22 protein-coding genes are annotated in these 26259 nt (G+C 48.3%); 10 read left to right on the top strand and 12 right to left on the bottom strand.

Annotated features, from left to right (window positions below):
* Positions 1-98 precede the first annotated feature (98 nt).
* The 10 genes from HMPREF0999_RS11440 to HMPREF0999_RS11395 form a co-directional block, all read right to left on the bottom strand.
* Positions 99-1682, bottom strand: a complete 1584-nt coding sequence (locus HMPREF0999_RS11440; RefSeq protein WP_005856854.1) for a DUF3858 domain-containing protein — start codon at positions 1680-1682, stop codon at positions 99-101.
* Between the two features lie 13 nt (positions 1683-1695).
* The gene (locus HMPREF0999_RS11435; protein ID WP_009275969.1) at positions 1696-3612 is read right to left on the bottom strand and encodes a DUF3857 domain-containing protein; all 1917 of its coding nucleotides are present in this window, start codon (positions 3610-3612) and stop codon (positions 1696-1698) included.
* A 2-nt stretch (positions 3613-3614) separates the two neighbouring features.
* Entirely contained in the window at positions 3615-4688 is a 1074-nt protein-coding gene (locus HMPREF0999_RS11430; RefSeq protein WP_009275968.1) for an AMP-binding protein, read from the bottom strand.
* 3 nt (positions 4689-4691) lie between these two features.
* A complete protein-coding gene (locus tag HMPREF0999_RS11425; RefSeq protein ID WP_009017472.1) occupies positions 4692-5750 on the bottom strand; it encodes an o-succinylbenzoate synthase in 1059 nt (352 codons plus the stop codon).
* 37 nt (positions 5751-5787) lie between these two features.
* Complete coding sequence (gene menB / locus HMPREF0999_RS11420; RefSeq protein ID WP_009275967.1) at positions 5788-6612, bottom strand: 1,4-dihydroxy-2-naphthoyl-CoA synthase; 825 nt, start codon at positions 6610-6612, stop codon at positions 5788-5790.
* A gap of 3 nt (positions 6613-6615) precedes the next feature.
* Positions 6616-8304: a 2-succinyl-5-enolpyruvyl-6-hydroxy-3-cyclohexene-1-carboxylic-acid synthase gene (menD, locus tag HMPREF0999_RS11415; RefSeq protein ID WP_005856863.1), complete on the bottom strand. Its 1689-nt coding sequence runs from the start codon at positions 8302-8304 to the stop codon at positions 6616-6618.
* A gap of 14 nt (positions 8305-8318) precedes the next feature.
* Entirely contained in the window at positions 8319-9416 is a 1098-nt protein-coding gene (locus HMPREF0999_RS11410) for an isochorismate synthase (RefSeq protein ID WP_005856865.1), read from the bottom strand.
* Positions 9413-10645 (bottom strand): Cof-type HAD-IIB family hydrolase, encoded by a 1233-nt coding sequence (locus HMPREF0999_RS11405; RefSeq protein WP_005856867.1) that lies wholly within the window; start codon positions 10643-10645, stop codon positions 9413-9415. Before HMPREF0999_RS11405 ends, HMPREF0999_RS11410 begins: the two co-directional genes overlap by 4 nt.
* Before the next feature lie 258 nt (positions 10646-10903).
* On the bottom strand, positions 10904-11710 hold the full coding sequence (locus HMPREF0999_RS11400; protein WP_009275966.1) for a Cof-type HAD-IIB family hydrolase: 807 nt from the start codon (positions 11708-11710) through the stop codon (positions 10904-10906).
* The gene (locus tag HMPREF0999_RS11395) at positions 11700-13622 is read right to left on the bottom strand and encodes an AAA domain-containing protein (RefSeq protein ID WP_009275965.1); all 1923 of its coding nucleotides are present in this window, start codon (positions 13620-13622) and stop codon (positions 11700-11702) included. The genes HMPREF0999_RS11400 and HMPREF0999_RS11395 overlap by 11 nt, the downstream gene beginning before the upstream one ends.
* A gap of 185 nt (positions 13623-13807) precedes the next feature.
* Here HMPREF0999_RS11395 and HMPREF0999_RS11390 point away from each other — a divergent pair, with 185 nt between their 5' ends.
* Genes HMPREF0999_RS11390 through guaD form a run of 4 tightly spaced genes read left to right on the top strand, consistent with a single transcriptional unit; the run spans position 13808 to position 17781 of the window.
* Positions 13808-14179 carry an Hpt domain-containing protein gene (locus HMPREF0999_RS11390; RefSeq protein WP_005856873.1) on the top strand — a complete coding sequence of 124 codons (372 nt, stop codon included), beginning with the start codon at positions 13808-13810 and terminating at the stop codon, positions 14177-14179.
* 44 nt (positions 14180-14223) lie between these two features.
* Entirely contained in the window at positions 14224-15516 is a 1293-nt protein-coding gene (locus tag HMPREF0999_RS11385; protein WP_005856875.1) for a serine dehydratase subunit alpha family protein, read from the top strand.
* 9 nt (positions 15517-15525) lie between these two features.
* On the top strand, positions 15526-16428 hold the full coding sequence (locus HMPREF0999_RS11380; protein ID WP_009275964.1) for a cation diffusion facilitator family transporter: 903 nt from the start codon (positions 15526-15528) through the stop codon (positions 16426-16428).
* A 12-nt stretch (positions 16429-16440) separates the two neighbouring features.
* Positions 16441-17781, top strand: a complete 1341-nt coding sequence (gene guaD / locus HMPREF0999_RS11375) for a guanine deaminase (RefSeq protein ID WP_005856879.1) — start codon at positions 16441-16443, stop codon at positions 17779-17781.
* Here guaD and HMPREF0999_RS11370 read toward each other — a convergent pair.
* Positions 17746-18714, bottom strand: a complete 969-nt coding sequence (locus HMPREF0999_RS11370; RefSeq protein WP_009017467.1) for a 4Fe-4S binding protein — start codon at positions 18712-18714, stop codon at positions 17746-17748. The two genes, guaD and HMPREF0999_RS11370, sit on opposite strands and share 36 nt — an antisense overlap.
* 44 nt (positions 18715-18758) lie before the next feature.
* Positions 18759-20027: a DUF5103 domain-containing protein gene (locus HMPREF0999_RS11365; protein WP_005856883.1), complete on the bottom strand. Its 1269-nt coding sequence runs from the start codon at positions 20025-20027 to the stop codon at positions 18759-18761.
* 132 nt (positions 20028-20159) lie between these two features.
* On the opposite strand from HMPREF0999_RS11365, the gene HMPREF0999_RS11360 reads away from it, so the two are divergent.
* The 6 genes from HMPREF0999_RS11360 to nqrF are packed head-to-tail and all read left to right on the top strand — an operon-like array spanning position 20160 to position 26153.
* A complete protein-coding gene (locus HMPREF0999_RS11360; protein WP_010182983.1) occupies positions 20160-21506 on the top strand; it encodes a Na(+)-translocating NADH-quinone reductase subunit A in 1347 nt (448 codons plus the stop codon).
* Positions 21507-21529: 23 nt separating this feature from the next.
* A complete protein-coding gene (locus HMPREF0999_RS11355) occupies positions 21530-22732 on the top strand; it encodes an NADH:ubiquinone reductase (Na(+)-transporting) subunit B (RefSeq protein WP_005856887.1) in 1203 nt (400 codons plus the stop codon).
* 13 nt (positions 22733-22745) lie between these two features.
* Positions 22746-23558 carry an NADH:ubiquinone reductase (Na(+)-transporting) subunit C gene (gene nqrC, locus HMPREF0999_RS11350; protein ID WP_005856889.1) on the top strand — a complete coding sequence of 271 codons (813 nt, stop codon included), beginning with the start codon at positions 22746-22748 and terminating at the stop codon, positions 23556-23558.
* A gap of 7 nt (positions 23559-23565) precedes the next feature.
* Positions 23566-24195 (top strand): NADH:ubiquinone reductase (Na(+)-transporting) subunit D, encoded by a 630-nt coding sequence (locus tag HMPREF0999_RS11345; protein ID WP_005856891.1) that lies wholly within the window; start codon positions 23566-23568, stop codon positions 24193-24195.
* A gap of 25 nt (positions 24196-24220) precedes the next feature.
* Positions 24221-24838 (top strand): NADH:ubiquinone reductase (Na(+)-transporting) subunit E, encoded by a 618-nt coding sequence (nqrE, locus tag HMPREF0999_RS11340; protein ID WP_005856893.1) that lies wholly within the window; start codon positions 24221-24223, stop codon positions 24836-24838.
* Positions 24839-24878: 40 nt separating this feature from the next.
* Positions 24879-26153: an NADH:ubiquinone reductase (Na(+)-transporting) subunit F gene (gene nqrF / locus HMPREF0999_RS11335; protein WP_010182986.1), complete on the top strand. Its 1275-nt coding sequence runs from the start codon at positions 24879-24881 to the stop codon at positions 26151-26153.
* Positions 26154-26259: the final 106 nt, after the last annotated feature.

The raw sequence follows: 26259 nt of genomic DNA, 5'->3' as shown, positions 1-26259 counted from the left end.
CGATATGATTTAATGTTAACGTTCGTAAATGTATGAAATAATTAAACACGGAGCACACGGAATACACAGATTTGTTCCGTGCCCTCCGTATTTAGATCTTATAGGGAGAATAGCAATACCCGGTTATCCGGATTTGTCCATTCATGGATCAAGCTACGCACGCCGCTGTATTCGGCGGGAGTGAACTGTTGCTTGTTCAACTCGATCGTACGTACCACCTCAATCGTATTTCCTTTCGGAGTGATCGTGCGGGTTACTTTACCAAAAGGCTTGCTTATCACTTGCTCTTTTGTGGAGGTCTGCAACTTCATGCCCTCGGCGGGAGTAACCGTGTATGTTACCTCTTCCCTGATTAGGGAGGGGAGTTCGAATAAGTTGGAACGCTTGCTGTTCAAGGCACTCATGCCCCAGCTATCGATTCCAGCGGAGATGGCTGGCAATACGCAGATGGCGAAACCGTCTTTTGCTTGATCGGCGGAGATGGCCACGGATCTACTTTCCTTAATCTGAATAGGTGTGGTCTCAATCTCAATGGAAGTTCCGGAGAGGGAGACTACCTTATCTAGTCCGCCACGATTTGTCAGCGGGGAGGCGGATAGGTATTGATCTTTCCCATCGACAGTGGCTTTTACGGCTAGTGTCTGGATGGCAGCCAGCCCGCAAGCGTCCGTATCGAGATGGCCGGGATAGACGGCGAGGACTTCCGACGGGATTCCGGCGGCATTCAACATCACGTTCAAGAGCTGTGCGATCTCTAGCGGCGTACCGTAAGCACTGCGGAGAACGGTATCGATGTCACGGACGGTATAGCCGGTCATCGCCATGGGGATAGGACAGGTACTGAGATTGTTGAGTATATGGTCTCGGATGATGTTCACCTTCTCTTGTTCGTTACCGCTTTTATCGGTGAGGAATTGGGCGAAGGTTTTGCTCTCGTATCCCTGCGATTCCTTTAAGCGCTTATCCAAAGTGGCTAAGGCCGCTTTACCTGAAGGATAGGTAGAGGCTACCAAGTGGGGTGAAGCCTCACGGTTCTTTGGTTGGAAAGCCTCACGGGAGGAAGCGGGAATGTTCCGTAGTGTCCAGTGTACCTCCTTTATACCGTCATGGCTCTCTTCCACGGCTTTTACGGGGGAGCCGTATAGACCGCAAGCCAAGGGGGTCCCTTCCGGTACGGAAATAGAGACCTTGCATTCCTTCACGGGAGAGGTCTCTTGTAGTCGCTCGTTGATATCCAGAGCCGGATAGTAGCCCGGTTTTGTGATAATAGAGTAATCCAAGTAAATCGTGGCCCCAAGTTCTAGGCCAGTGTGTACCACGACCATTTCCTTGAGTTGGTTATAGGCCGGAGCGTCGGCGGCGAAACGGGGCAGGACCTCCACGAAGGCGTTATCGGGTGTCTTTACGATCGTACCGTCTTTCTGCCTCGTATAGGATGAGTGAATCTTCAGTGTTTGGAAATCGGGATTGTAGACGATAAAACTCTCGCCATACGTGCTATTCATCGCGGTATGCGTGAAGAGCGTCAACTCCATGGAGGATCGATATTCTTGGCTGCCGTCGGCATGCAAGGTCCAAGCTTTCGATACTTTCCCGTACTCAGCCTCCGATGCGGCGAATGAAGTAACCGTCATCGCTAACAAGCTTAGGAGAAGAATCAGTTTATAGGTTATCTTAATCATTGTCTTTCTTTTTTTATTTCTTGATAATCAAATAGTCACCATAACTCTTATAGGCGTTCACGGCGGAACGGAAGCCTTTCCAGTCAGCCGCGTCGTAGACACGCTTCTTCAACGCTAGCTTCTGGCGCAAGACGATGTTCCGGTCGCCTTCCTGTGAAAGGGAACCTTCGAAATCGGCCGCATTGCTTCGCAGGGCGTCATTCTTCGGGGCGTTCAGGAGGGTATAGCCTTTGGGGAGACGGATGGTCTCATCTTGTTCTACCAAACGGGAGCAAGCGTCCTTGAATCCATACGCACGGTTTTCCGGTTTCGTATCGATACGCAAGAAACTCTTCACTTGATTGTAGAGGTTATTCATGACTAGCGGCTTGATAAGCATCTGGTCTCCGGCGATGATCGCATAATCGGGGATCTCATAAGAGAACGTGATCTTGATAGGGGCCGCTTGATAGTTCTTCGGGTCCTTACCGTAATCTACACGAAGCAGTTTGGCGTTGGGGGATACGGCCAGCAATTGCTTCTCCATCGTGTTCTGCCAGTCGGATTGCCATCCGGTGGTGAAGATGCGGCGGATATTGCTGTCGGACTGTCCCTCGGCGGTGATCGTGAATTGTCCGCGGAGCGTGCCTTTCTCGTCTAGGCGGTTGTCAGCGTGGATGCGGACGTAGTGGTTTTCTGGGGCGGAGACAGGGGTCAGGCAGAGGTCGGAGCCTTCGGGCACACCCGGGAGGTAGTTCTGCTGTTGCTCGGCGCTACTCCATAATTCCCGGCAGAAAGGAACCCAAGTCGGGTCGAGAGGCATATACGTGCCGCTAGCCAGTTTTACCACCGCCACGCAATGGTTGAAATGGTCGGCGGGGATGCTTTCTACACGGCTTCCCGCCATGGTCATCGCCGGGTAAGCCTCGAATCCGGCCATGCGGAGGAAGGCGATCAACGTACCGGCGATATCCTTGCAGACACCGCAACGATCGGTATAATTCATCTTTAGGTTGTGAAGCGTGAAACCCTCGCCTTTACCCATCGAGATCCCGGAGTAACGGATGTTATCGGCCACCCAGTGGGTCAGCACGGCTATCTTCTCCATTTCCGTCTTCTTGCCTTTGATCAGCTCGTCTACCTTCCTTTGGGCTTCCGGGATCGCGGTAAAGCTTCCGTAATCCTCGTTAACCTTATTGAACCATACGGATTTATCTTCCCAGCGGGGCGTGCTGGACATCATGAGCTTCGGGGCTGCGTCGAATAGGTCTACCATATTCGGTTCCTTGGCGAAAGGAAGGATATCGTCGGAGGCGAAGGTATATACTTTCCGTCCATCCTCATATCGCATGGAAGAGGTACATTCGCCTTGGTAGAACTGGAATTGCAACTCTTTCTCCATCGGCATGGATATCCGGTATACCTTACGCACGGTAGGCTCGGTAGCCCAGAAGGGGACGATATCGTAAAACTGTCCCCGCATAGGAGGGATGAAACGCTCGTCGTCGCCCGCCGTCAGCAAGGCGTAGGTGAAACCTTTCTTGGCGATCTCGTACTCCACGACATCTCCCGGTTGCAGGCGGCCCACTTCCAGCATGATCTGCCGGGCGCCCCAGTAGATGGCACGTGCGGGGGCGGCATAGTCGCAAGCCCCAGTCACGTCGAGATTGATCACGTCGCCATTCGCACGGTAGATCGTGGCGTAACGAAACTCGGCATGCGCCGTCAGCGGGTCGTAATCGTATTTGATGATACGGTTGGCGACGGCTCCCTTGGGAGTCTGTACCTTAAAAGCCTTGCATACGGCGAAAGCCCCCGAGCCGGTAGGTTGTACCGTGACGGCGGTGCTGTCCAGCAAGGTGACGCAGTCGTATCCCGCGTAGGCTTCCTGCCCGTACATAGGCGATAAGGCCAATAGGGAGACCGCGGTGATTGTTAGAATCCTTTTCATGTTTATAGTGTTTTTGTGATGATATTTCTCGCTAGCTCCCGGCAGGCGGCACGATCGATCTTGCCGCTTCCGGTTTTGGGGATGGCCTCTACCTTCAAGACGAATCTCGGGCGTTGGTATTTGGGGAGGCATCCCATCAGCTCTCTTGACAGCAGGCTGTCAGTTCTCTTGACAGCAGGCTTCCGATTGCCTTGACAGCAGGCTTCCGGTTGCGTTGGCAGCAGGCTTCCGGTTGCGTTGGTAACTTCGGTGAGCAACGTTACTGCCTCGCCCAACTTCTCGTCCGGTACGGAGGTGATGGCGAAATCGCCCATTATGTAGGGCCGTAGCCGCTCTTCCACCTCCTCGATCTGTATCTTGATACCTCCGCTATTGATGATATTATCTTTCCTTCCGATAATGGCGAAACTCCCGTCCGGCAGCAGGCGGGCGACATCGTTCGTCACCAGCCGCTCGTCGCAAACCAATGGGGCGTCTATCACCAAGGTATTGTCCGGCGACAAGGATAACGTCACCGAGGAGAAGGGATGGTAATAGGGCGAGGCTTCCGGCCCGTTCAGCCGGCGCAGGGCGACGTGAGACAGCGTCTCCGTCATTCCGTAGGTGGAATAAACCGTGTTTGGCATCTGCCGTATCTCCTGTTCCAAGGCCGCGTCGATCGCCCCGCCGCCGATAATCAGGATATCCGTTTGCTCCAGCCGTTTACGTTCCTCGGGTACTCGCAACGTATTGTAAACCTGCAAGGGGATCATGGCGGCAAAGCGCAGGGGCGTATCCCCCCAATCCGCCAACGGGTGTCCGGAGGGCTCACGCACCTCCAGATCCAGTCCGGCGTATAGGGAGCGGACCACCATCATCTTTCCGGCTATATAGCGCAGGGGCATACATAACAGGGCCTTGTCGCCCTTCTTAAGACCCAGATAATCGCAGGTAAGCCGGGCGCTGTTCAGCATCCGGTCCTTGCGCACTCTCATCCGCTTGGGCGTACCGGTGGAGCCGGAGGTCTGGACTTCCAGAAAAGGGGAGGGATCGTGCCATTCAGCTAAGAATGCTTGTAAATCATCTTGTATCGGCATAGGTCAAAGGTCGTTGGAGAACCAGATGGTGTCTCCTTTTCGTTGGATTAACCGATGTTTATCATCCTTGAAAATCTCGCCGGTTCCCAGACCTTGCGGTAGCGGGTTACCTAACGTGGCGCACCATTGGGCGATAGCGTTCAGTCCGATTTGCGATTCCAGAGCGGAGGTGACCCACCATTTGGGTCGCTCGGGGGTACTCCCTAAGATAGTTTCCGCTAAGTGAACCCATTCCGTACATCCGGCGATGCCTCCGTGGAGGGAAGGCTTTAATATAATGTATTGGGGATGGATCGTTTCCAACAACCGCCGTTTCTCGTCCGGGGCGTTACAGCCGATCAGTTCCTCGTCGAGAGCGATGGGAAGGGGTGACTCTGCCGCAAGGTGTGCCATTTCTTCCAACTGCCCGGCACGGATAGGCTGCTCGATGGAATGCAAGTCCATCTCGGCGAGCCGCTTCAGTTTGTCCATCGCCTCCGAGGGTGTGAAAGCGCCGTTGGCGTCTACCCGAAGCTCTATTTCCTTGGCAGAGAAATGCGCACGGATGTGTTTCAATAAAGAGAGTTCCCGGTCGAAATCGATAGCGCCGATCTTCAGCTTGACGCAGCGGAAGCCCTCCTTCATCTTTTCCTCTACCTGTTCCAGCATGTACTTATAATCGCCCATCCAGATCAGTCCGTTAATGGGGATGCCCGCTTGCCCCCGCGAGAAGGGCGTGTCGTAATGCCGCCAACCACCCTGTTCATAATGACGCATGGCCATTTCCAATCCGAAAAGGATGGATGGGTAATGGCGCAAAGATTCGGTGTCAACATATCCCTTCTGTTCCAGATCGAGGCAAGCCTTGGATAACGTGATCTCGTAATCCACTCCATAATCGCAACTGAGATCCGGCAGGGGGGCACATTCTCCGATACCAATAACCGAGGGTTCGTCTTCCTTGCGGATTCGGACCTCCCACAATTTCCGGGTCGTGTAAACACCCCGTGAGGTTCCTGCCGGTCGCTTGAAAGTCAAGCACCGGGGAACCACCTCTGTTTTATAAAACCTCTCCTTCACCATTCATTCTCAATTTTCAATTCTCAATTCTCAATTCCCTTTACGGGAACTTCGGGTAATCCTCGAAGCGTGGACGGCGTTTCTCCAAGAATGCCTTGCCGCCTTCCTGCGCCTCGTCCGTCATATAGTAAAGCATGGTAGCGTCTCCGGCCAACTCTTGTATACCGGCCTGTCCGTCCAACTCGGCGTTCAAGCCCGCCTTGATCATGCGCAAGGCCAACGGGCTAAGCAACATCATCTCCTCGGCCCATTGAACGTACTCGTCCTCTAATTTATCCAAGGGGACTACCTTATTTACCAGACCCATATCCAAAGCCTCCTGTGCATTGTACTTGCGGCATAGGAACCAGATCTCACGGGCCTTTTTCTGTCCGACCACACGGGCGAGGTAAGAAGAGCCGAACCCGGCGTCGAAGCTACCCACACGAGGGCCTGTCTGTCCGAAGATAGCGTTCTCGGAAGCGATCGTAAGGTCGCAAACCACGTGCAATACGTGTCCGCCGCCGATAGCGAAACCGTTCACGGCCGCGATGACGGGTTTCGGGAGAGAGCGGATCTGCTTTTGTACGTCCAATACGTTCAAGCGAGGTACGCCGTCTTTACCCACGTAGCCGCCACGTCCTTTCACGTTCATATCGCCTCCCGCGCAAAACGCCGTATCTCCGGCTCCTGTCAGAACGACTACGTTAATGTCCGGACGTTCCCGGCAGATGTAAAAGGCGTCGCTCATCTCCGTGGTCGTAGTCGGGGTAAAAGCGTTGCGATACCGTTTCCGGTTTATCGTAATGCGGGCGATGCCGTTGTAGAAATCAAATAAGATCTCCTCGTATTCCTTGATGGTTGTCCATTCTCTTTTCGTTTCCATATATTATATGTTTTGTGCTTGGGATGAATTTTTTAGTTGATGATAATATTCCTTGAGCAATCGTACGTCTTCCGCTTTGTCCGTGAAAACCTCCATGAATAGGGGATGTTCGCTCGGTTGCTCCGTTTGGGTAAAGGCGCTCATCGCAGCTGCCAACTCCTCGGCGTTATGAACGGCGGAGTAGGAGAATCCCCTTTCCGTGGCCCATCCCTCTGCTGAGGTCTGGTGGGAGGCGGTGACGTAACGGTGCGTACGCTCGTTCATCTTGAATCCTGGCAAGGCTTGGAAGATCTCACCACCTCCGTTGTTCAAGAGCAGGATACGAAGGTTATTGTGCAAGTTTCCGTTCCACAACGCATTCATATCATAGAAGAAACTAAGATCGCCTATAACGATAAAGTTTAGTTTTTGCGAGGCCGAGGCGTATCCGATAGCCGTAGACAAGGAGCCTTCGATCCCGCTCGTACCTCGGTTACAACAAACCTCAACCGTCTCGGGTACGGTGTACAATTGTGCGTAACGTACGGTGGAGCTATTCCCCAGATGCAAGGCCGATTCAGCCGGAAGCGAACGTATCAAACCACCGATCGCCGCCATTTCGGAGTAAGCGAACTCCGGCTCCGGCAGATTCCGGGATTTATATTCCCAAGCCTTCGGATATTCAATCTGCCTATTCTCCAGCATATAAGCGATTTTCTCCAGAAACTCGAAAGCGTCCATCTCGATCACCGTGGTCAGGCTACCGAATAAATCCGCTACCTCCCCATCCAATGAGACATGCCAATGCTCCTTAGGCGGGTGTTTCCGCAAAAACTCTTTCAGCCGCTTGGAGACAATATGGCCGCCGTAGGTGATCACGAGCTCGGGAACCAGCTTCTCTTTTTCCTCCTCTGGGGTAGCGTACAGGATGGCGTCGAAATTCTTGATCGGCAATCCCGGTACGATACGGTTGCCGATGTGCTCGGAGAGCCAAGTGAAATGCTTGTATAGTAACTTGCATATTTTCTTCTCGAAGAGATAGATCAAGCTCATTTGTCCCGCTATCATCATTCGCTTGCTATATTTGTTCAAACGCTCGATCAGATCGTCATATTTCCGGTCGTACACGTTTAGGCCTTGATAACGGGTGATTACCCGTACCTTCGGCAATTCGGGTGTCGTGAACTGAAATAAAGGCTCGGAGATCGGGACGTTGATATGAACCGGCCCTTTGCCGTGATGGTTCAGTTCCAACAAAGCCTCGTTGATCAATCGATTACAATACCATTCATCTTGATCCGTATGTATTTCCGGTAGCTGTACCGATTTCTTCACCAGCGAGCCGAACACCCCGGGTTGCGGCAAGGTCTGTCCGTCCATTTGCCCGATCCATGCGGCGGGGCGGTCGGCGGATATCACGACAAGCGGAACTTTCTGATAGAAAGCCTCCGCTACCGCCGGATGTATATTCAGCAAGGCCGTGCCCGAGGTACAGCAAACAGCCGCCGGCTTACCTCCGTGCAACGCTAGCCCTACGGCAAAGAATCCCGCGCTTCGCTCATCCGTCACGGAATGGCAATTGAAGAACGAATGGTTTGCCAATGTGTGCACAATCGGAGAGTTCCGGCTCCCCGGACATAGCACGATATTACTTACGCCGTGCTCTATCAGCAAGGCTACCAATTGAAGGATGTTCTTTTTATCGCTATACATTATATGATATAAAATTATAAATTACCCACTATTCTCCGCATCGTATCTAATTTATCCTCTGTCTCCTGCCACTCATCCTCTAGCTGCGAGGCCGCCAACAGACCGCCTCCGGCATACAGCGTAAAGGTTTGGGGGAGGATATTCATGCAACGGAGGTTTACGTACAGATCTGTTTTGCCTTTGGGATCCAGCCAACCGATGAAACCGGAGTAATAGCTACGATCGTACCCCTCATTCTCGATGATGAAATGATAAGCCTCCTCCTTGGGAAGACCGCAAACGGCTGGAGTAGGGTGTAATAGTTGAAGGACATCACCCAGCTTCTCGGGATTCGGCAAGGAGAAGAAGAAATCGCTTTTCAAATGGGAAACCTCTCCGGCCCGGGCTGAATAAGGCCCCTTCTCCTCGGGAGTAATACCCAAGGTGGACAGCTGGCGGCGTATATAGGAGGCGACTAATTGCTGTTCTCTCCAATTCTTATGGTCCCAGCTTTTCGGTAATTTCCCGTCTCGTAAGGATTGGGTTCCGGCCAAAGCTACCGTTTGCCAGTCGCCTTTCTCGCCGGATAACAAGATTTCCGGTGTCCCACCCATCCAAGTTCCGGTTTCCGGGGTATGGCAAAGGTAGACATAGGAGCGGATATATCGTTCTACTGCGGCGAAGAATGCCTTGCCGGGTGAGAAAGAGGGATCTTTCCGGATCGTTTTGCTACGGGATAGGACTAGTTTATCTTGGCTTCCTTTTAGCAAAGGGCTGGTAAACAGGGAGAAATGGTAAGCGTATCGTTCCTTCTCCTCGGATTCGGATGGGATTTCGATTTCATTCGAAGGGAATTCGTTTTTCTCTCGAGAGAAATCCCAATCGGATTCGGAGGGGATTTCAAAGCAATCCGGTTGGATTAAAACGATAGGTCGTTCCGCTGTCACCTGAAACGGAGCGATTACAAAACCGCTCCGTTCATTTAAGTCTTTTATGTCGTATAATAGGCAAGGAGAGCCGGCGCTTTGCATCCTGAAATGGAGCCTATCCTCACCGGGAATACGCCAAATAGCGAAACTCCGGCCTTGCTTGATCAACGTGTCTATTATTTCGTAAGAATCTCTTGGAATCATTTCTTCTTTAGTATGCTATTGATTACCCGTACCGAGGAAACCAGTTTGTCGGTAGAGGTGAATATGTCTACGTTCCACACATGGGATGAACGGCCTTTGTGGATAATCGTCCCGACGGCACGTACCGTGTCTCCCTCGTGGGCGGACGACATATGGCTGCCGCTAACTTGCATGCCGACTACCATCTCGTCCGGTTTCGCCAGAATCATGGAACCTAGTCCGGCCACGGTCTCCGCCAAAGCCAGCGTAGCGCCTCCGTGCAAGATACCGAAAGGCTGGCGGGTCCGTTCGTCTACAGGCATGGTCGCTTCCACACGATCCTCCGACGCATAGGTATATTGAATGCCTAGATTACCCATTAAGGCATGTTTGGCCCGTGCGTTTAGTTGATCTAACGGAACCTCCGTGGGTTTGATCGTGGCAAGGATCGCTTTCTCGATCGCTACCGCCACACCATCCATATTATTAGATAAGGTCGTGAAATCGGCGCAAGCCTTTACGGAGTCGCGTGCGTTACCCATCGCCACGCCGGTACCGGCTAATTGAAGCATGGATACGTCGGCTACGCCATCACCAATAGCGACAACCTCTTCGGTCGTGATATTCAGCATCTCCATCAATACCGCCAACGTATTTCCCTTATTGATGAAATGAGGAGCTACCTCCAAGAAATAGTCCTCGGAGCGGAAAGCTTCCAATACCCCGTCCAGACGTTTCTTCCAATGATTTTCGAGACCCACTAGATTGTTCTCGTCATCGCTGGTAAGAATACACTTACAGGGTGCGAAATCCACCGCTTCCGGGAAATTCTCCACACCGATGATGCGCATCTTATTGAGTTCGGCCTCCTCTTGGACATGCTTGTTTTCCGGGCTATCGGTCAGGATATAGTCCTTGTGATACGTGAAGATAGCAAAACCGTTTTCCTTCGCCTTCCGGTTCAAATAAGGAATCATGGCCGGATCGATTCGTTTCTCGAACATCAATTCTCCGGTCTGGGCATTGATGATCTGACCTCCGTTATAAGATAATATGAAACCACCGTAATGATTCAATTCAAGAGCCTCCGCCAAGGGTTGAACCCCGTTGGTGGGTCGGCCGGATGCCAATACAACATGAACTCCCATCTGCTGAGCCTTTAACAGGGCGGCATGGGTCCGGGGAGTTATCTCTTTCTTGTCGTTAAGCAACGTCCCATCTACGTCTAAGACTAATAATTTGTACTTCATGGCGTCTTATTTTATGGTTTAGAATACAAATGTACATAAAATAGTTGATAGTTAGAAGACATTTCCATGAAAGGAATTTACGTATATCGGCGCAAGCTCACGCCTATATCGGTGTAGCCTTGCGGCGATATACGTACAGGCTTATGCCGATATAGGCATTGGCCTGTGTCGATACTGGTGTAAATGTCTCTGAAAAAACACGTACGTGTTCTCGCGAAAACATGTACGTGTTTCTCGGAAAATACGTACGTGTTTTTTTCAAAGCAATTCTTGGATGAAACGAGCCACTCCATCCTCATCGTTCGTGTATTGGGTGATGCGGTCGGCATTGGCCTTGACAGGGGGCTGGGCGTTGGCCATAGCGACTCCCAATCCGGCGAAACGGATCATGGATACGTCGTTGAAACCGTCGCCGATAGCGATCACTTCCTCCTGTTTTATCCGGGTTCGCTCTAGTAAGCGGGATAACGAGGCGGCTTTGTCGATGCCTTTGGGGACAAGCTCCAGATAGAATGCCTCGGAACGATATACGTTGATACGTTTCCCTAATTCTTGGCGGAGCTTCTCTTCCAACGGTACCAACATCTCCGGTTCGCCTACCACCAAGCATTTATCGGCTGGCTGATGCAAATCCCGCAGGAAATCGTCGGTAGCCTTGATCTTCATTTTGGTTAAGAAAGATTCGTATTGTACGTATTTATTTTCCGGGTGTTCGCTTAAGATATATTTACCGTTGTAGGAAAGGATAGCCAGTCCCGCTTCTTTGGAGCGGTTGTATAAAACAGGTACGATATCGGGTGGCAAAGCCTGTTCGAACAGTACTTTGTCTGTCATCAAGTCGATCACCTTACCGCCGTTGAAGGAAAGGATAAAACCACCATATTGCTTCATGTTCAGTTCCTCGGCTAAAGGCACGATACCGTAGGTGGGCCGGCCGGAGGCTAAGACCAGATGCAATCCTTTTTCCTGCGCTTGCAGAAGGGTTTCCCTCGTAAATGGGGTGATCTCTTTTTTACTGTTTGTCAGTGTACCGTCTAAATCCAGTACCAATAATTTATAGTTCATGCTCTTGTTTCGTATTGATCGTGATTATTTTACCTCTTTGGGAGATATAATTATAGAGTTCGTTATAAAATGCGTGCCGGGTAAGGGTGGAAGCGTCTCCCAAGATCATCAGTTTCATACGGGCACGGGTGATCGCTACGTTCATGCGCCGTAAGTCGTTCAAGAAGCCGATCTTTCCATCCTCGTTGGCCCTCACCAAACTGATCAAGATGACATCGCGCTCTTGCCCTTGGAAACCGTCTACGGTATGTATGGTAATCAGTCTGCGTAAAGGCTTGAAGAAAGCGTCCTGTTTGATTAATTTACGGATGTATTGTACCTGCGCCTTATAAGGGGAGATCAATCCGAAGTCGATATTCTCCTCCAGCACTCTCTCCTTGGATATTTTCTGTATATAGGAGCGTAATTGTTCCACGAGCAATTCCGCCTCTTGCCTGTTGACACGGCTCATGGTCTCCTCTCTCGTATTTTCCGTGAAATCGCACTCGGACGTATCGAACCATACGATGGGAGTGTCCAGTCGCAAGATTCCTCGCCCACTTACCTCGGGAGCGGATTCGAGTTCGTTATGATAGAACCATTGGGAGGAGAAGCGCATGATATCCTCGTGCATACGATATTGGATCTTCAGGAGAGAGACTGTTTCCGGTTTCGTGTGGGCTATCTTTTGCATCAAGGTACGTCCTAAGCCTTCTCGTTCCGCTTCTATACATTTAATAGTAGGGGGCAATTGGTGATGATCGCCCGCTAGTATGACCCGGTCCGCCTTGCCGATCGCTATCCAGCAAGCAGCTTCCAAGGCTTGGGCGGCCTCATCGATAAACAAGGTCGTGAAGTGCCGGTTCATCATGACCCGGTTTGCGGAGCCAACCAAGGTGCAAGCAACGACACGAGCCTCGTCGAACAGCTCTGTATCGATCTTGACTTCCAGTTCGGTCGCCCGGAATTTCAAACGGGAGAGGCGGTTTCGGATCGTATCCCGTTCCTCCCGGCTTTTCTTTCGCATATTGGATTGTATATCCCGTACCGCTTTCCGGATGCTCCATAACTCGGGATAATCCGGATGCGACTCGAAACGGCGTTCATATGTGAAAGAGAGCATCTTGTCATTGATACGAGTGGGGTTCCCGATGCGCAGGACGTTAATGCCTCTATCTACCAGTTTCTCCGAGATGCAGTCTACGGCGGTATTGCTTTGAGCGCAAACGATCACTTGATTCTCCCGGTGAAGGGTCTCGTAAATGGCTTCCACCAAGGTGGTTGTTTTCCCGGTTCCGGGAGGGCCGTGTACGATAGATACTTGTTTCGCTCCCAATACCTTATTTACGGCTTCTTCCTGCGAGCGGTTCAACCAAGGGAAGCGGATCGGGAATAATTCCCGCTGTCCCGGTTTTTCCTGTCCCAGCAATACGTCCCTTAGATGAGAGAGTTGGTTGTTTTTTGCCCGCATCACGTCCGAGAGAGCGGAAAACATCGTTTTATAGCTGGTCTCGTCGAAGTAGAGTTGCACGCCGAGATCATTGCTTTTTCCTTGTATATCCATCAAGGCGGAAGGAGTGGGGAGAACTACCACCATCCGGTCCTCTTGCACGTAGCTGATCGTGGCGGAGAAATCCAGATACTTAAATTTACCACTGATATCTGCCGTAAAGAAGCAAACCGGGCGCCCGTACTCAAAATTATGCTCGATCTCCCGGTTTTCTGTTCTTTCGATCTCGATCACCAATTGGTTTAAGGAGTTATAATAACTGCGTCCCGGAGTGACCGGATACCAACAGAGGCCCTGCGCCACTCGTTTTCGCAAACCCGTACGCTCGGATTGCTGTCGGTATGTTTCCTTCTCATATTCATATTCTTTCTGCAGGAGATCATATTGATGTTGCAAATCTACAAGCGGCGATGAAATTCCCATTCCTTTATCAATTCAATTAATCGGATAAATACAGCCCGGGCGTTCTAGGTCCCGAAGTAGGCGACAAAAGTACTAAAATTATCGTTCCGTACCCAAGTTGCGGTAAGTAAAGAAAAAGAATACCGCTAACGTTGGTAGTGTCTATAAAATTCCTAATTTTGTACGAAAACTAATATCATAAAAAAATGAATGAGAACGATGCTTTTTATAACGCATTAATAGATGTAGCTGCTTGGGATAAAGAGAATACCTTAGATCGTTTTATGAATAGTGATAGCCTCTTCAAAAAGTTTCTATATAAATTTATTACTACAGACGGTTCGTATGTGAAATTACGGAGCTCTTTAGTAGAGCGGGATTTGGAGAATGCCAAGCTATATTCGCATACCTTGAAAGGGATAGCCGCTAATTTAGGTCTGGTAAATCTATTCGATGTATCGAATAATATACTATCGCTGTTAAGAGAAGGGAATCTGGAAGAAGCGTTGCGTTATGAAGATGCATTGGGAAAACAATACGATGCCTTGCGAGATATCGTTGTTGAGTTTTGTTCTTAATCTATTGTATATTAACTATCTAATTCTAAATAAAGACTATCAGTATGGATACTATCATAAAAACTCAAATTATAGATTTGATTCACAGGGAGGTAATCCCTGCTATCGGATGTACGGAACCTATTGCCGTGGCTTTGGCGGCCGCAAAAGCGGCGGAAGTGCTGGGGCGTAAGCCAGAGAAGATAGAGGTTTATCTGAGCGCCAATATCCTGAAGAATGCCATGGGAGTAGGAATCCCGGGGACTGGCATGGTGGGGTTGCCTATCGCTATCGCCTTGGGATCGATCATCGGTAAGTCCGCTTATGGGCTAGAGGTGCTGAAAGACTTGACTCCGGAGGGATTGAAAGAAGGTAAGGAAATGGTCTGCAAGAAATGTATCGGTATAGACCTGAAAGAGAATGTAGATAAACTTTATATCGAAATTATAAGTTCAGCAGGGAACGATCGTTCAAGGGTGATCATTTGCTATGAGCATACCCATATAATATATGTAGAGAAAAACGGGGAGGTATTGACTGATTTACGTATGGCAAACGCTTCTGGCGAGGAAGTATGTGAGAATAAGGATTTACGTCTTTCCTTCTCTATGGTCTATGAGTTTGCCATGGAAATGCCATTGGATGAGATTCGTTTTATTTTAGAAACAGCTGAGTTGAATAAGAAAGCCGCCCAAGCTTCCATGAAAGGCAATTACGGACATACTGTAAGCAAGACGGTCTCGGGTGCTTTCGGCCGTAAGTTCATGGGAGATTCCGCTTATACGCATATGTTGATCATGACTTCCGCCGCTTGTGACGCTCGCATGGACGGCGCTATGATCCCGGTGATGAGTAATTCGGGAAGCGGTAATCAAGGAATCGCCGCTACGCTTCCGGTTCTTTCTTTCGCCGAGGATATCCAATGCTCGGAAGAGCAACTGATCCGTGCGTTGATGTTAAGCCATTTGATGGTGATCTATATCAAGCAAAGTCTGGGACGTTTGTCCGCCCTTTGCGGTTGTGTGGTTGCCGCTACGGGAGCGAGTTGCGCTATCACCTATTTGATGGGAGGAAATAAGGTGCGGATTTCTTATGCGATCAAGAATATGATCGGTAATATTACCGGAATGATCTGTGACGGTGCCAAGCCGAGTTGCGCGATGAAAGTATCTAGTGGCGTATCTACGGCGATGCTTTCCGCTTTGATGGCCATGGAGGATAAGGTGGTGACTTCCGTGGAAGGTATCATCGATGAGGATGTGGATAAATCGATCGCGAACTTGACCGCTATCGGTTCTAAAGGAATGGAGGCGACGGATCGTCTGGTGCTGGACATCATGACCGGTAAATCTTGTTAATGGGATTCTATGGAGGAGGCACCAAAGGCGAGGAAAAAAGAGATTATGCGAGTGACACTTTTAGGGTCATTCGCTAATTTTGTTTTATTGGTATTCAAGTTCGTGGCGGGTATCAGGGGGCATAGTAGCGCTATGATCGCCGATGCGGTACATTCGTTATCTGATTTCGTAACGGATATAATCGTACTTCTTTTTGTCAATATATCTTCCAAGCCAAAGGACGAGAGCCATGATTACGGGCATGGTAAATACGAGACTTTGGCGACTTCAATTGTCGGTATCGTCTTGCTTTGTGTAGGTTTTGGCCTTTTCTGGGAGGGAGCGAACAAGATTTATGACTTTTATTTCAAGGGGATTCCGTTGGAAAGTCCGGGAATGATCGCTTTAGTTGCCGCTCTTATCTCCATTGTGATCAAGGAATTACTGTATCATATTACGGTTTGGGTAGGAAGGAAGCAGAATAGTCAAGTCGTTATCGCTAACGCTTGGCATCATCGCTCGGATGCCTTTTCCTCGATCGGTACGGCTTTAGGTATCGGAGGGGCGATTTTGTTGGGGGATAATTGGCGTGTGCTGGACCCGTTGGCGGCTGTGATTGTCAGTTTATTTATCGTAAAAGTAGCCTTACAACTAGTGATCCCGGCGATTAATGACTTATTGGAGAAATCTTTGCCGAAGGAGGTGGAGGATGAGATCTTGGCGATCATTAGTGAGATTCCTGAGGTAAAGAGCCCGCATAATCTACGTACCCGCCGCATCGGTAATAATTTTGCTATCGAGGCGCATATACGGGTGGACGGACAGATAACCGTGACTCGTGCCCATGACTTGACGAAAGAGATCGAACAGAATCTGCGTGATAAGTTCGGTCAGGCTACGCACATCGCTTTGCACGTGGAACCAATTAAATAAACGAATTGTTATTTGACCATGATGAAGAACTTATATAGGGGAGAAGTGCTCTATTTGATCGCTTCCCCGCTGGATCATGTGGAGGCTTACCGCTATTTTGAGGATGGGGGACTGGCTGTTGTTGATGGAAAGATTGTAGAGGCGGGGCCGTTCGAGGCGATGCGTTCCCGTTACCCGGATTTCCCGGTGACAGACTATTCCGGTAAATTGATTACACCCGGCTTTATTGATTCCCATATCCATTTCTCCCAGTCGGAGATACAGGGAATGTATGGCAAGCAACTTCTGGATTGGCTGGACGAATATACGTTTCCCGCCGAGGAAGCTTTCTCTTCCATGGAATATGCACAAGATATCGCTCGCTTTTTTGTGAAGGAACTGGTGAAGAACGGAACTACGACTTGTGCCGCTTATGCCACGGTTCATCCTGCTTCCGTAACCGCATTATTTTCCGTGGCTACGGAGTATAATATGTGTATCTTGGCTGGAAAGGTGATGATGAACCGGAACGCTCCGGATTATCTGATGGATACCACGCATCAGGGTGAGTTGGACTGCCGTAGCTTAATCGAGGATTGGGATGGGAAAGGACGGAATCACTATGTGATCACGCCCCGTTTCGCCATAACCAGTACGCCGGATCAATTAAAGTCTGCCGGTCGTTTACATGCCGAATATCCCAGTACCTATATACAGACACATCTTTCGGAGAATCTGGGAGAGATTGAATCTGTCTTATCGCTCTGTCCCGGTCATGCGGATTATCTGGAGGTCTATGAGCGTGCCGGATTGTTGACCGATCGTTCGATATTCGGGCATTGTGTCCATCTAACCGATCGGGAATATAAGCGGTTGGGAGAAACGGGAGGCATTATCGCCCATTGCCCGACCTCGAACCTTTTCCTTGGAAGCGGATTATTCGATATGAGGGAAGCGAACCGTTACGGCGTACGTACTACCTTGGCGACAGATGTCGGTGCGGGTACATCTTTCTCTATGTGGCGTACGATGGGAGAGGCCTATAAGGTACAACAGTTGAACGGTTATCCGATGACAGCTTTGGAGGCTATCTATAAATGTACGCTAGGCTCTGCACGGGCCTTATCGTTGGACGACCGAATCGGAAGTTTCCTCCCTGGCCGTGAAGCGGATTTCATAGTCGTGGATTATGCCGCTACCTCTGTCCAGAAATTGCGTATGGAGTATCTTCGTTCGAGAGATAAATGGACGATTGAGAATAAGCTGTTTGGCCTGCAAACCCTCGGCGATGACCGGAATACGGTATGTACTTATATAATGGGCAAGCAAGTATACGGCTCAGATTCGTGCGATCATCAAGAAGCAAGTATGTAATACGACCGTTACGACGATCCATAGGCGCTCGGCAGTAGTCGGGCGCAATCCCGGGAAATGATATTCTATAGCCCCGTGCTTGCAAGCGGAGAGGCAATCTCCGCAATAGGTACAGGTATAGCCGATCTTTCCCTTCTTGATCTCTTCTTTATGTAGGGCATCGTAACGGCAAGCGTTTGTGCAAGCCATGCAATGGCAACAATCCGTGGTCAGTCGTACCCGGAAAGGAGAGAGGTATTTGAGGAAAGACACTAAAGTCCCGATCGGACAATAACTACTGCAATGCACCATCTTCCGTCTCTTTCTGGAAAACAATAGCATGATAAGTAGGCCGATAACTCCGACCGCTATTCCAAAAGCGGTGGCTATCCTGCCGCTCGCTCCGAATATTCGGAGTAGGATGGCCCCCAACATAACCAGAAATAATATGCTGTATCGCATTTGCTTGTGATAGGGGAACCTTTTTCGTTCCAATTTTCCCCGGGCACTCCATGCGTCGAATGCCCCGAAGTAACAAAGCTGGCTACACCAAGCGGGACCGGATAGTAATAAGGTGCTGATAAAAAGTATGGGCATGAATAATCCCTCGAAGCGATAAAGCGGTCCGGCCAAGATTACCGCAGGGATCGGTAAATGCAATTTTCCGGTCATAAGGAAAATAGGATCGGCAAAAATCCCTAGAGCAAGTTGCCCGAAAAAAACGATCGAGAATAACAACCACGCTCGTTTTCTCCATTTGGGACGTTCTTGCCGATCTTGCATCTTATAGCAGAGCCAACCACCGTATAGCATGGCAAGTATCACTTGTATCCATCCTCCATACGGAAATAACCTTTCGCCTATCAACAGTGGATTTTTAGGCATGACTTGAACGATCGAGAGAAGTCCCCCGACTAATAATACGGTACTGATAACAATACGTCTCGTTTTCATGCTCAATTATTTTATGCGTAAAAGTATGCCTTTTACGCGAATAATTATAGCACGGGCATTGTATTTCTGATACTAGTTACACCGATTAAACGATCATACCGTGCTCCCATTGGACAATAGTAGACGTAAATGCTATATTCGTTCTCCGTCTGGAAGAAATTACCCTCGATAGGGCCGGTCTGTCCTACGGTCTGTCCGTTAGGGACAAAGAGGTACTGATAGTTGTAACTGCCTTGTTTCAGTAAGACGGATTTCTCGTATTGATGCGTCTCCGGATTATAGCCCATCTTACTTTTCTCGTCCAATACATTATTATATAATTCACCGTTCAAATACACGTTTCCATCGGGAATTAAGTCCATGGCGAGGGTAAAGTGAACGATGTAATAGTCCGCTTCCGTATCCGGGTCGTTACAATTACTGCAACGGATGAAAAAACGGCCGTCTTGGTCTTGATCGTATTGATACGATAATTGGTCACGCCGATAGTCCGTCATCAACTCTACATGGTAATATGGATTATGGAACGAGATACTTTCTACGTGCATGCCATTGTATTTGTTGCTCAAAAATTCCATACGGCGATATTCGTTTCCTGCGGGAAAGATCAAGTTCTGATTGTTCGTATAAGAGATCTGGTTTTCTAAAATAGTCATAGGCTGAAGACCTGTTACGGCATTATCCCTGCGGTTATTCTGATAAACCCAGATTTTCAAGTCGGTCTGAGGATAGGTGATGGGGAAATTCTTGTTATTGATCGCAAAGCTGACTTGTTGGTGTGACTGATTGGTATCGATATCCGTATTTCCGCTTACCGTAGCGGCGACACTAACCATCGGCTCGAAAATAGAAAAGCATGCGGTAAATACGATCTGGGAGGGATCATCCTCGTTATATACTTGCAAGGCATAATTCCCCGAGACCTTCGGTTGAACGTCATCGTTTGGGAAAAGTAATCGGTAGTTGGTGTATTGCACCGTAGTACCCATCGCATTGGCGAAATCCTCGATCGTGCTCCCTTGGAAACCATTCATATACTCAATCGGGGAAAGATTCGATTGCGTCCAATCGGCGTTGCAATGAACCAGATTATAGGCGTATCGCCCGAAGCCCGGATTAAAAGCATCGAAATTAACTTCGATACGGTTTTCACCGCCCAGTTCAATGAATGGATCGGAGAACATCTCGCCGGCAACCTTCACTTGGAGGGTCTTTATTTGCTTATCGCTAACGTTGGTGAAGTAAGTCACTTGAGCGTTCAACGGTACTAAAACCGTGATAAGCAGCAGAAATAGGATTTTAAAAACTTTCATTTTCTTATTACTTTCTTTAACGACGCAAAATTATGGAATTATTTCTCTATTTATTTGCCTTTCCCTGCTCTAAAGCATGAAAAAATGTTTACTTTTGCAGGAAAATTACATATAAACAATTTTAGTTGTATCATGGCAAATGTGATTAAGATTAAAAAGGGTTTAGACATTAATCTGAAGGGCAAAGCTTCGGATGTACTGTTAAACGGCGGCAAGAGCGAGTCTTACGCGATCGTCCCCGATTATTATAACGGTATTCTCCCCAAAGTTGTTGCGAAAGTAGGAGAAAAAGTCAAAGCCGGTTCTGTACTGATGATTGACAAGAACCGCCCCGAGATCAAGTTTGTTTCGCCGGTCAGTGGCGAGGTAACTGCCGTAAACCGAGGAGAGAAGCGTAAGGTGCTAAGCATCGTTGTGAAGCCGGATGCGCAGATCGAGTATGAGGAGTTCGGTAAGAAGAACGTAGCATCCCTACAGGGAGCAGAGGTGAAAGAGGTACTTCTGAACGCTGGTATGTGGCCGTTTATCAAGCAACGCCCATACGATATCGTTGCCGCTCCATTGGATACTCCGCGTGATATCTTCGTTTCGGCTTTTTACTCCGCTCCGTTGGCTCCAAACTTCGATTTTATCGTAAAAGGTCAGGAGGCTGATTTCCAGACTGGATTAAACGCCCTAGCTAAATTAACGAATGGAAAAGTGTATGTGGGTGTAAGAAGTGGTTCTGTTGTGAGCGGAGTGAAAGGTGTGGAGATCGTGGAAGTAGAAGGTCCGCATCCCGCAGCGAACGTTGGCGTGCAGATCAATCATATCAAGCCCGTTAACAAGGGTGAGGTAGTTTGGACGGTTAATCCGGCAGACGTGATCGTTATCGGACGCTTGTTTAACAAGGGTGTCGCCGATTTCAGCCGTATGGTTGCTATTACCGGTTCCGAGACTACCGAGAGAGGCTACGTTAAAACGATTTCAGGTTGTACGATTAAGAGCTTGGTTAACGGTAAAGTGTTAGGACAGGAACATATCCGTATTATTAGCGGTAATGTTTTGACAGGTACCAAGGTGAATATGGATGGTTACCTAGGCGCTTATGATAACCAGATCACCGTGATTCCGGAAGGTGATGAGACGCATGAGTTCTTAGGTTTCGCTATGCCTCGTTTCAACCAGTTCAGCGCTAGCCATAGTTACTTTAGCTGGTTAGGTACTAGCAAGGAATATGTGATCGACGCCCGTATCAAAGGTGGTAAACGTGCCATGATCATGTCTAATGAATACGATAAGGTGTTTCCGATGGATATCTATCCGGAGTATTTGTTGAAAGCGATCATTGCGTTCGATATCGACAAGATGGAGAACTTAGGTATCTATGAGGTGGCTCCCGAGGACTTCGCTCTTTGCGAGTTCGTAGACACTTCCAAGATCGAGTTGCAAAAGATCGTTCGCGACGGATTGAACCTGTTGTATAAGGAAATGAATTAATAACATAAAAAACTTATAATACATTGAAAGCGTTAAGGAATTATCTCGACAAGATTAAGCCTAACTTTGAGGAAGGCGGAAAGCTGGCGATGTTCCGTTCTGTTTTTGACGGTTTCGAAACATTCTTATTTGTTCCGAACGAGACCTCTAAAACGGGCGTACATATTCATGACTGTATTGATTCAAAGCGTGCCATGACCGTGGTTATCATCGCTTTGTTGCCTGCTTTGCTTTTTGGTATGTATAATGTCGGTTATCAGCACAATTTAGCTGTGGGGGCTGATCCGGGATTTTTGATGACTTTTATTTTTGGATTTTTGGCGGTATTGCCTAAGATCATTGTTTCGTATGTGGTAGGTTTGGGTATAGAGTTCGCTGTCGCCCAAGTGAAGAAGGAAGAGATTCAAGAAGGATTCTTGGTTTCCGGTATCTTGATTCCGATGATCGTTCCGGTCGATACTCCGTTATGGATGATCGCCGTAGCTACTGCTTTCGCTGTTATTTTCGCGAAAGAGGTATTTGGTGGTACGGGATATAATATATTTAATGTAGCATTGGTTACACGTGCGTTCTTATTCTTCGCTTACCCGGCAGCAATGTCTGGTGATCAAGTGTTCGTTCGTACGGCTGATACGTTTGGTATTGGGGCTGGCCAAGTGGTTGACGGCTTTTCCGGAGCTACTCCGCTGGGACAAGTCGCTATCGCTGGTAAGGAGATGATCGGTTCTTTCCAAGCTGTTGACGTATTAGGCAACCCGATCTCTACTTGGGACGCGTTTATTGGTTTGATCCCGGGCTCTATCGGTGAGACTTCCGTATTGGCTATTTTGATCGGTGCGGTTATCTTGTTGGTTACGGGTATCGCAAGTTGGAAGACAATGGTTTCCGTGTTCGTGGGTGGTGCTTTCATGTCATTGATCTTTAATATGGTCGGTACAACGGTCGCTATGTGCGTATCTCCGCTGGATCACTTGTTCTTAGGTGGTTTCGCTTTTGGTGCCGTGTTCATGGCTACAGACCCTGTGACTTCCGCTCGTACGGAGACAGGTAAATATATCTATGGTTTCCTTGTAGGTGCTATGGCCATTATTATTCGTGCGTTGAACCCGGGTTATCCAGAGGGTATGATGCTCGCTATCCTGTTGATGAACGTGTTCGCTCCGCTGATCGACTATTATGTTGTGGAAGCTAATATCTCTCGCAGATTGAAACGTGTAATAAAATAAAGTAAGAAGGAATATGGCTAAATATAAATGTAAGGTATGTGGCTATGTCCACGAGGGAAATAAGGCTCCTGACACTTGCCCGGTATGTTCCGCTCCTGCTTCCGAATTTGAGGAAATCAAGGAGGAGGGCGCCGCTAAGAAAGGCATAAACCGGGATAGCAATGTTTATACGGTTGTTTATGCGGCTGTGATGGTTGTGCTAGTGGCTGTCGTATTGGCGTTTACTTCACAATCATTGAGAAGTTTTCAGAAACAGAACGAGGATAACGATAAGAGACAACAAATTCTGCGTTCTATCAACGTAAATGTTTCTTCTTCTGAGGCTGAGACCAAGTACAACGAGTTGATCAAGGAAGCTTTCTTGGTAAACGAGAATGGTGAGAAGGTTGAAGGCGACGCTTTCGCTACGGATGTAGTTAAGGCTGCCACTGAGCATCAATATCCGGTTTTCGTCGCGAATGTAGATGGTCAACCGAAATATATCATGGCTTTGCATGGAGCAGGTCTTTGGGGTCCGTTATGGGGTTATATCTCTGTAGATAGTGATAAGAATACTATTTATGGTGCTGACTTCAGCCACCAAGGTGAAACTCCGGGTCTGGGAGCTGAGATCTCTAAACCGGCGTTCAGCAATGAGTTCAAAGGTAAGAAGATCTTCATGAGTGGAGAATTCAAGTCTGTCGCTGTTGTTAAGCCGGGTAAGAGCGTAGCGGGACAGGATTATGTAGACGGTATCTCAGGTGGTACAATTACCAGTAAAGGTGTGGATGAAATGTTATTCAACAGCTTGAGCGGTTATGTTAAATTTTTGACCTCACAAAATTAAGTAGAAGATGGGATTATTATCTGAAAAGAATAAAGAAGTTCTGTTAGGCCCGTTGAGCGCTAACAACCCGGTTGTCGTTCAGATGTTGGGTATTTGCTCTGCGTTGGCTGTAACATCAAAACTTGAGCCGGCCATCGTGATGGGTATCTCGGTGACGGCTGTCGTGGCTTTCGCTAACGTGATCATTTCATTGATGCGTAATACGATTCCGAACCGTATCCGTATTATCGTGCAATTGGTGGTAGTTGCCGCTTTGGTGACAATCGTTAGTGAGGTGTTGAAAGCTTTTGCTTATGACGTAAACAAACAGCTTTCCGTATTTGTCGGTTTGATCATTACGAACTGTATCTTGATGGGACGTCTGGAAGCGTTCGCCTTGGGTAACGGCCCATGGGAATCGTTCTTGGATGGCATTGGTAACGGTCTGGGATATGCGATTATTCTTATTATCGTAGGTTTCTTCCGTGAATTGCTAGGATCTGGTACCTTATTGGGTTTCCAAGTGATTCCGCAGGCATTCTATGATCTGGGTTACGTGAACAATGGTTTGATGATCTTGCCTCCGATGGCGTTGATCGTGATCGCTGTTATTATTTGGGTTCATCGTGCTAAGAACAAGGAACTTCAAGAAAATTAATGTTAACGATTAAACGAATAATAGAATGGAACAATTATTAAGCACATTCGTCCGCTCGATCTTCGTTGACAACATGATCTTCGCATACTATTTGGGTATGTGCTCTTTCGTGGCTGTCTCAAAGAACGTGAAGACCGCTTTAGGATTAGGTATAGCAGTGACATTCGTACTTTTCTGTACGTTGCCGATTAACTATATGCTTGAGAATTATGTATTGAAAGAAGGTGCGTTAAGTTGGTTAGGCCCGGAATATGCGGAGGTGAACCTTAGCTTCTTGGCGTTTATTATCTTTATCGCCGTTATCGCTTCTTTCGTGCAGTTGGTCGAGATGGTAGTCGAGAAATTCTCTCCGTCTTTGTATGCTTCCCTTGGTATCTTTTTGCCGCTGATCGCTGTAAACTGCGCTATCTTGGGTGGTTCTCTGTTTATGCAACAAAAAGCGTTCCCTAATGTAGGTGTCGCCACTGTTTATGGTTTAGGATCTGGTATCGGTTGGTTGCTGGCTATCGTAGGTATGGCGGCTATCCGTGAGAAATTGTCATATTCAAATGTCCCCAATGCTTTGAAAGGTTTGGGTATTACTTTCATCATCACGGGTTTGATGGGTATGGCATTCATGTGTTTCTCTGGTCTGAAGATTTAAGTATTAACGCATTAAACAAAATATAAAGATGACTTTATTAATGTCGGGCGGACTTACGATTGGTGTCAGCGCAATAGTATTCTTATTGATCACGCTGATCTTGGTCGGTTTGCTTTTGTTCGCCAAAGCAAAATTGGTGCCTTCAGGGAATGTAAGCTTGAAGGTTAACGGAGAGAAAGATATAGAGACCCCGATTGGTGGAACTTTGCTAGGTGCGCTACAGAGCGGTGGCATCTTCTTGTCTTCCGCTTGTGGTGGTGGTGGTAAATGCGGTCAGTGCCGTGCTCAAGTTATTGATGGCGGTGGCGAGATCCTACCTACTGAGAAAGGTTTCTTCTCTCGTAAACAAGTGAAAGATCATTGGCGTTTGGCTTGTCAATGCAAGGTGAAAGAGGATATGGTCGTTCAGGTACCAGACGAGGTATTTGGCGTTAAGGAATGGGAATGCGAGGTTATCAGTAACAAGAACGTCGCTACATTTATCAAGGAGTTTATCGTTGCGTTGCCTAAAGGTGAGCACATGGACTTTATTCCGGGTTCTTACGCTCAGATCAAGATCCCTACATACTCAATGGATTATAACAAGGATATCGATAAGAGCTTGATCGGCCCCGAGTATCTGCCGGCTTGGGAGAAATTCGGTTTATTCGGTTTGAAGTGTAAGAACGACTCACCGTCTATCCGTGCCTATTCTATGGCTAACTATCCTGCTGAGGGTGACCGTATCATGTTGACCGTGCGTATCGCTACGCCGCCGTTCAAACCGAAACCACAAGTTGGTTTCATGGATGTGATGCCGGGTATCGCTTCTTCTTATATCTTTACGTTGAAACCGGGTGATAAGGTGACTATGAGTGGTCCTTATGGTGATTTCCACCCAATTTTCGATTCTAAGAGAGAGATGATGTGGATTGGTGGTGGTGCTGGTATGGCTCCGTTGCGTGCCCAAATCATGCACATGACGAAGACGTTGAAGACTACGGATCGTAAGATGTCTTACTTCTATGGCGCGCGTGCCTTGAACGAAGTGTTCTATTTGGAAGATTTCTTGGAAATAGAGAAAGAATTCCCAAACTTTACGTTCCACTTGGCGCTTGACCGTCCTGATCCTGCCGCTGATGCTGCGGGTGTTAAATATACGGCTGGATTCGTTCATCAAGTAATCCATGATACTTACTTGAAGGATCACGAGGCTCCGGAAGATATCGAATACTACATGTGTGGTCCGGGCCCGATGTCAAAGGCCGTGGAAAATATGCTGGATAACTTGGGTGTACCTCGTGAGATGTTGCACTTCGATGATTTCGGTGGATAAAATAGGATTTCTATATCTACAGATAGAAGGCGGGGGTTAAGATCCTCGCCTTTTTTATTTTGGCCCTGAAACTCCTCTTTACGAAGATATACTTCAAATGCTATAG

Source organism: Parabacteroides sp. D25 (assembly GCF_000307475.1).
Classification (GTDB): Bacteria; Bacteroidota; Bacteroidia; order Bacteroidales; family Tannerellaceae; genus Parabacteroides; species Parabacteroides distasonis.
The sequence above is the reverse complement of the archived record's forward strand: the minus strand, read 5'-3'. Positions and strand labels throughout refer to the sequence as shown.

Coding starts and splice junctions, on each gene's coding strand:
- HMPREF0999_RS11440 (WP_005856854.1), bottom strand. CDS start 1,682: ATGATTAAGATAACCTATAAACTGATTCTTCTCCTAAGCTTGTTAGCG.
- HMPREF0999_RS11435 (WP_009275969.1), bottom strand. CDS start 3,612: ATGAAAAGGATTCTAACAATCACCGCGGTCTCCCTATTGGCCTTATCG.
- HMPREF0999_RS11430 (WP_009275968.1), bottom strand. CDS start 4,688: ATGCCGATACAAGATGATTTACAAGCATTCTTAGCTGAATGGCACGAT.
- HMPREF0999_RS11425 (WP_009017472.1), bottom strand. CDS start 5,750: ATGGTGAAGGAGAGGTTTTATAAAACAGAGGTGGTTCCCCGGTGCTTG.
- menB (WP_009275967.1), bottom strand. CDS start 6,612: ATGGAAACGAAAAGAGAATGGACAACCATCAAGGAATACGAGGAGATC.
- menD (WP_005856863.1), bottom strand. CDS start 8,304: ATGTATAGCGATAAAAAGAACATCCTTCAATTGGTAGCCTTGCTGATA.
- HMPREF0999_RS11410 (WP_005856865.1), bottom strand. CDS start 9,416: ATGATTCCAAGAGATTCTTACGAAATAATAGACACGTTGATCAAGCAA.
- HMPREF0999_RS11405 (WP_005856867.1), bottom strand. CDS start 10,645: ATGAAGTACAAATTATTAGTCTTAGACGTAGATGGGACGTTGCTTAAC.
- HMPREF0999_RS11400 (WP_009275966.1), bottom strand. CDS start 11,710: ATGAACTATAAATTATTGGTACTGGATTTAGACGGTACACTGACAAAC.
- HMPREF0999_RS11395 (WP_009275965.1), bottom strand. CDS start 13,622: ATGGGAATTTCATCGCCGCTTGTAGATTTGCAACATCAATATGATCTC.
- HMPREF0999_RS11390 (WP_005856873.1), top strand. CDS start 13,808: ATGAATGAGAACGATGCTTTTTATAACGCATTAATAGATGTAGCTGCT.
- HMPREF0999_RS11385 (WP_005856875.1), top strand. CDS start 14,224: ATGGATACTATCATAAAAACTCAAATTATAGATTTGATTCACAGGGAG.
- HMPREF0999_RS11380 (WP_009275964.1), top strand. CDS start 15,526: ATGGAGGAGGCACCAAAGGCGAGGAAAAAAGAGATTATGCGAGTGACA.
- HMPREF0999_RS11370 (WP_009017467.1), bottom strand. CDS start 18,714: ATGAAAACGAGACGTATTGTTATCAGTACCGTATTATTAGTCGGGGGA.
- HMPREF0999_RS11365 (WP_005856883.1), bottom strand. CDS start 20,027: ATGAAAGTTTTTAAAATCCTATTTCTGCTGCTTATCACGGTTTTAGTA.
- HMPREF0999_RS11360 (WP_010182983.1), top strand. CDS start 20,160: ATGGCAAATGTGATTAAGATTAAAAAGGGTTTAGACATTAATCTGAAG.
- nqrC (WP_005856889.1), top strand. CDS start 22,746: ATGGCTAAATATAAATGTAAGGTATGTGGCTATGTCCACGAGGGAAAT.
- HMPREF0999_RS11345 (WP_005856891.1), top strand. CDS start 23,566: ATGGGATTATTATCTGAAAAGAATAAAGAAGTTCTGTTAGGCCCGTTG.
- nqrE (WP_005856893.1), top strand. CDS start 24,221: ATGGAACAATTATTAAGCACATTCGTCCGCTCGATCTTCGTTGACAAC.
- nqrF (WP_010182986.1), top strand. CDS start 24,879: ATGTCGGGCGGACTTACGATTGGTGTCAGCGCAATAGTATTCTTATTG.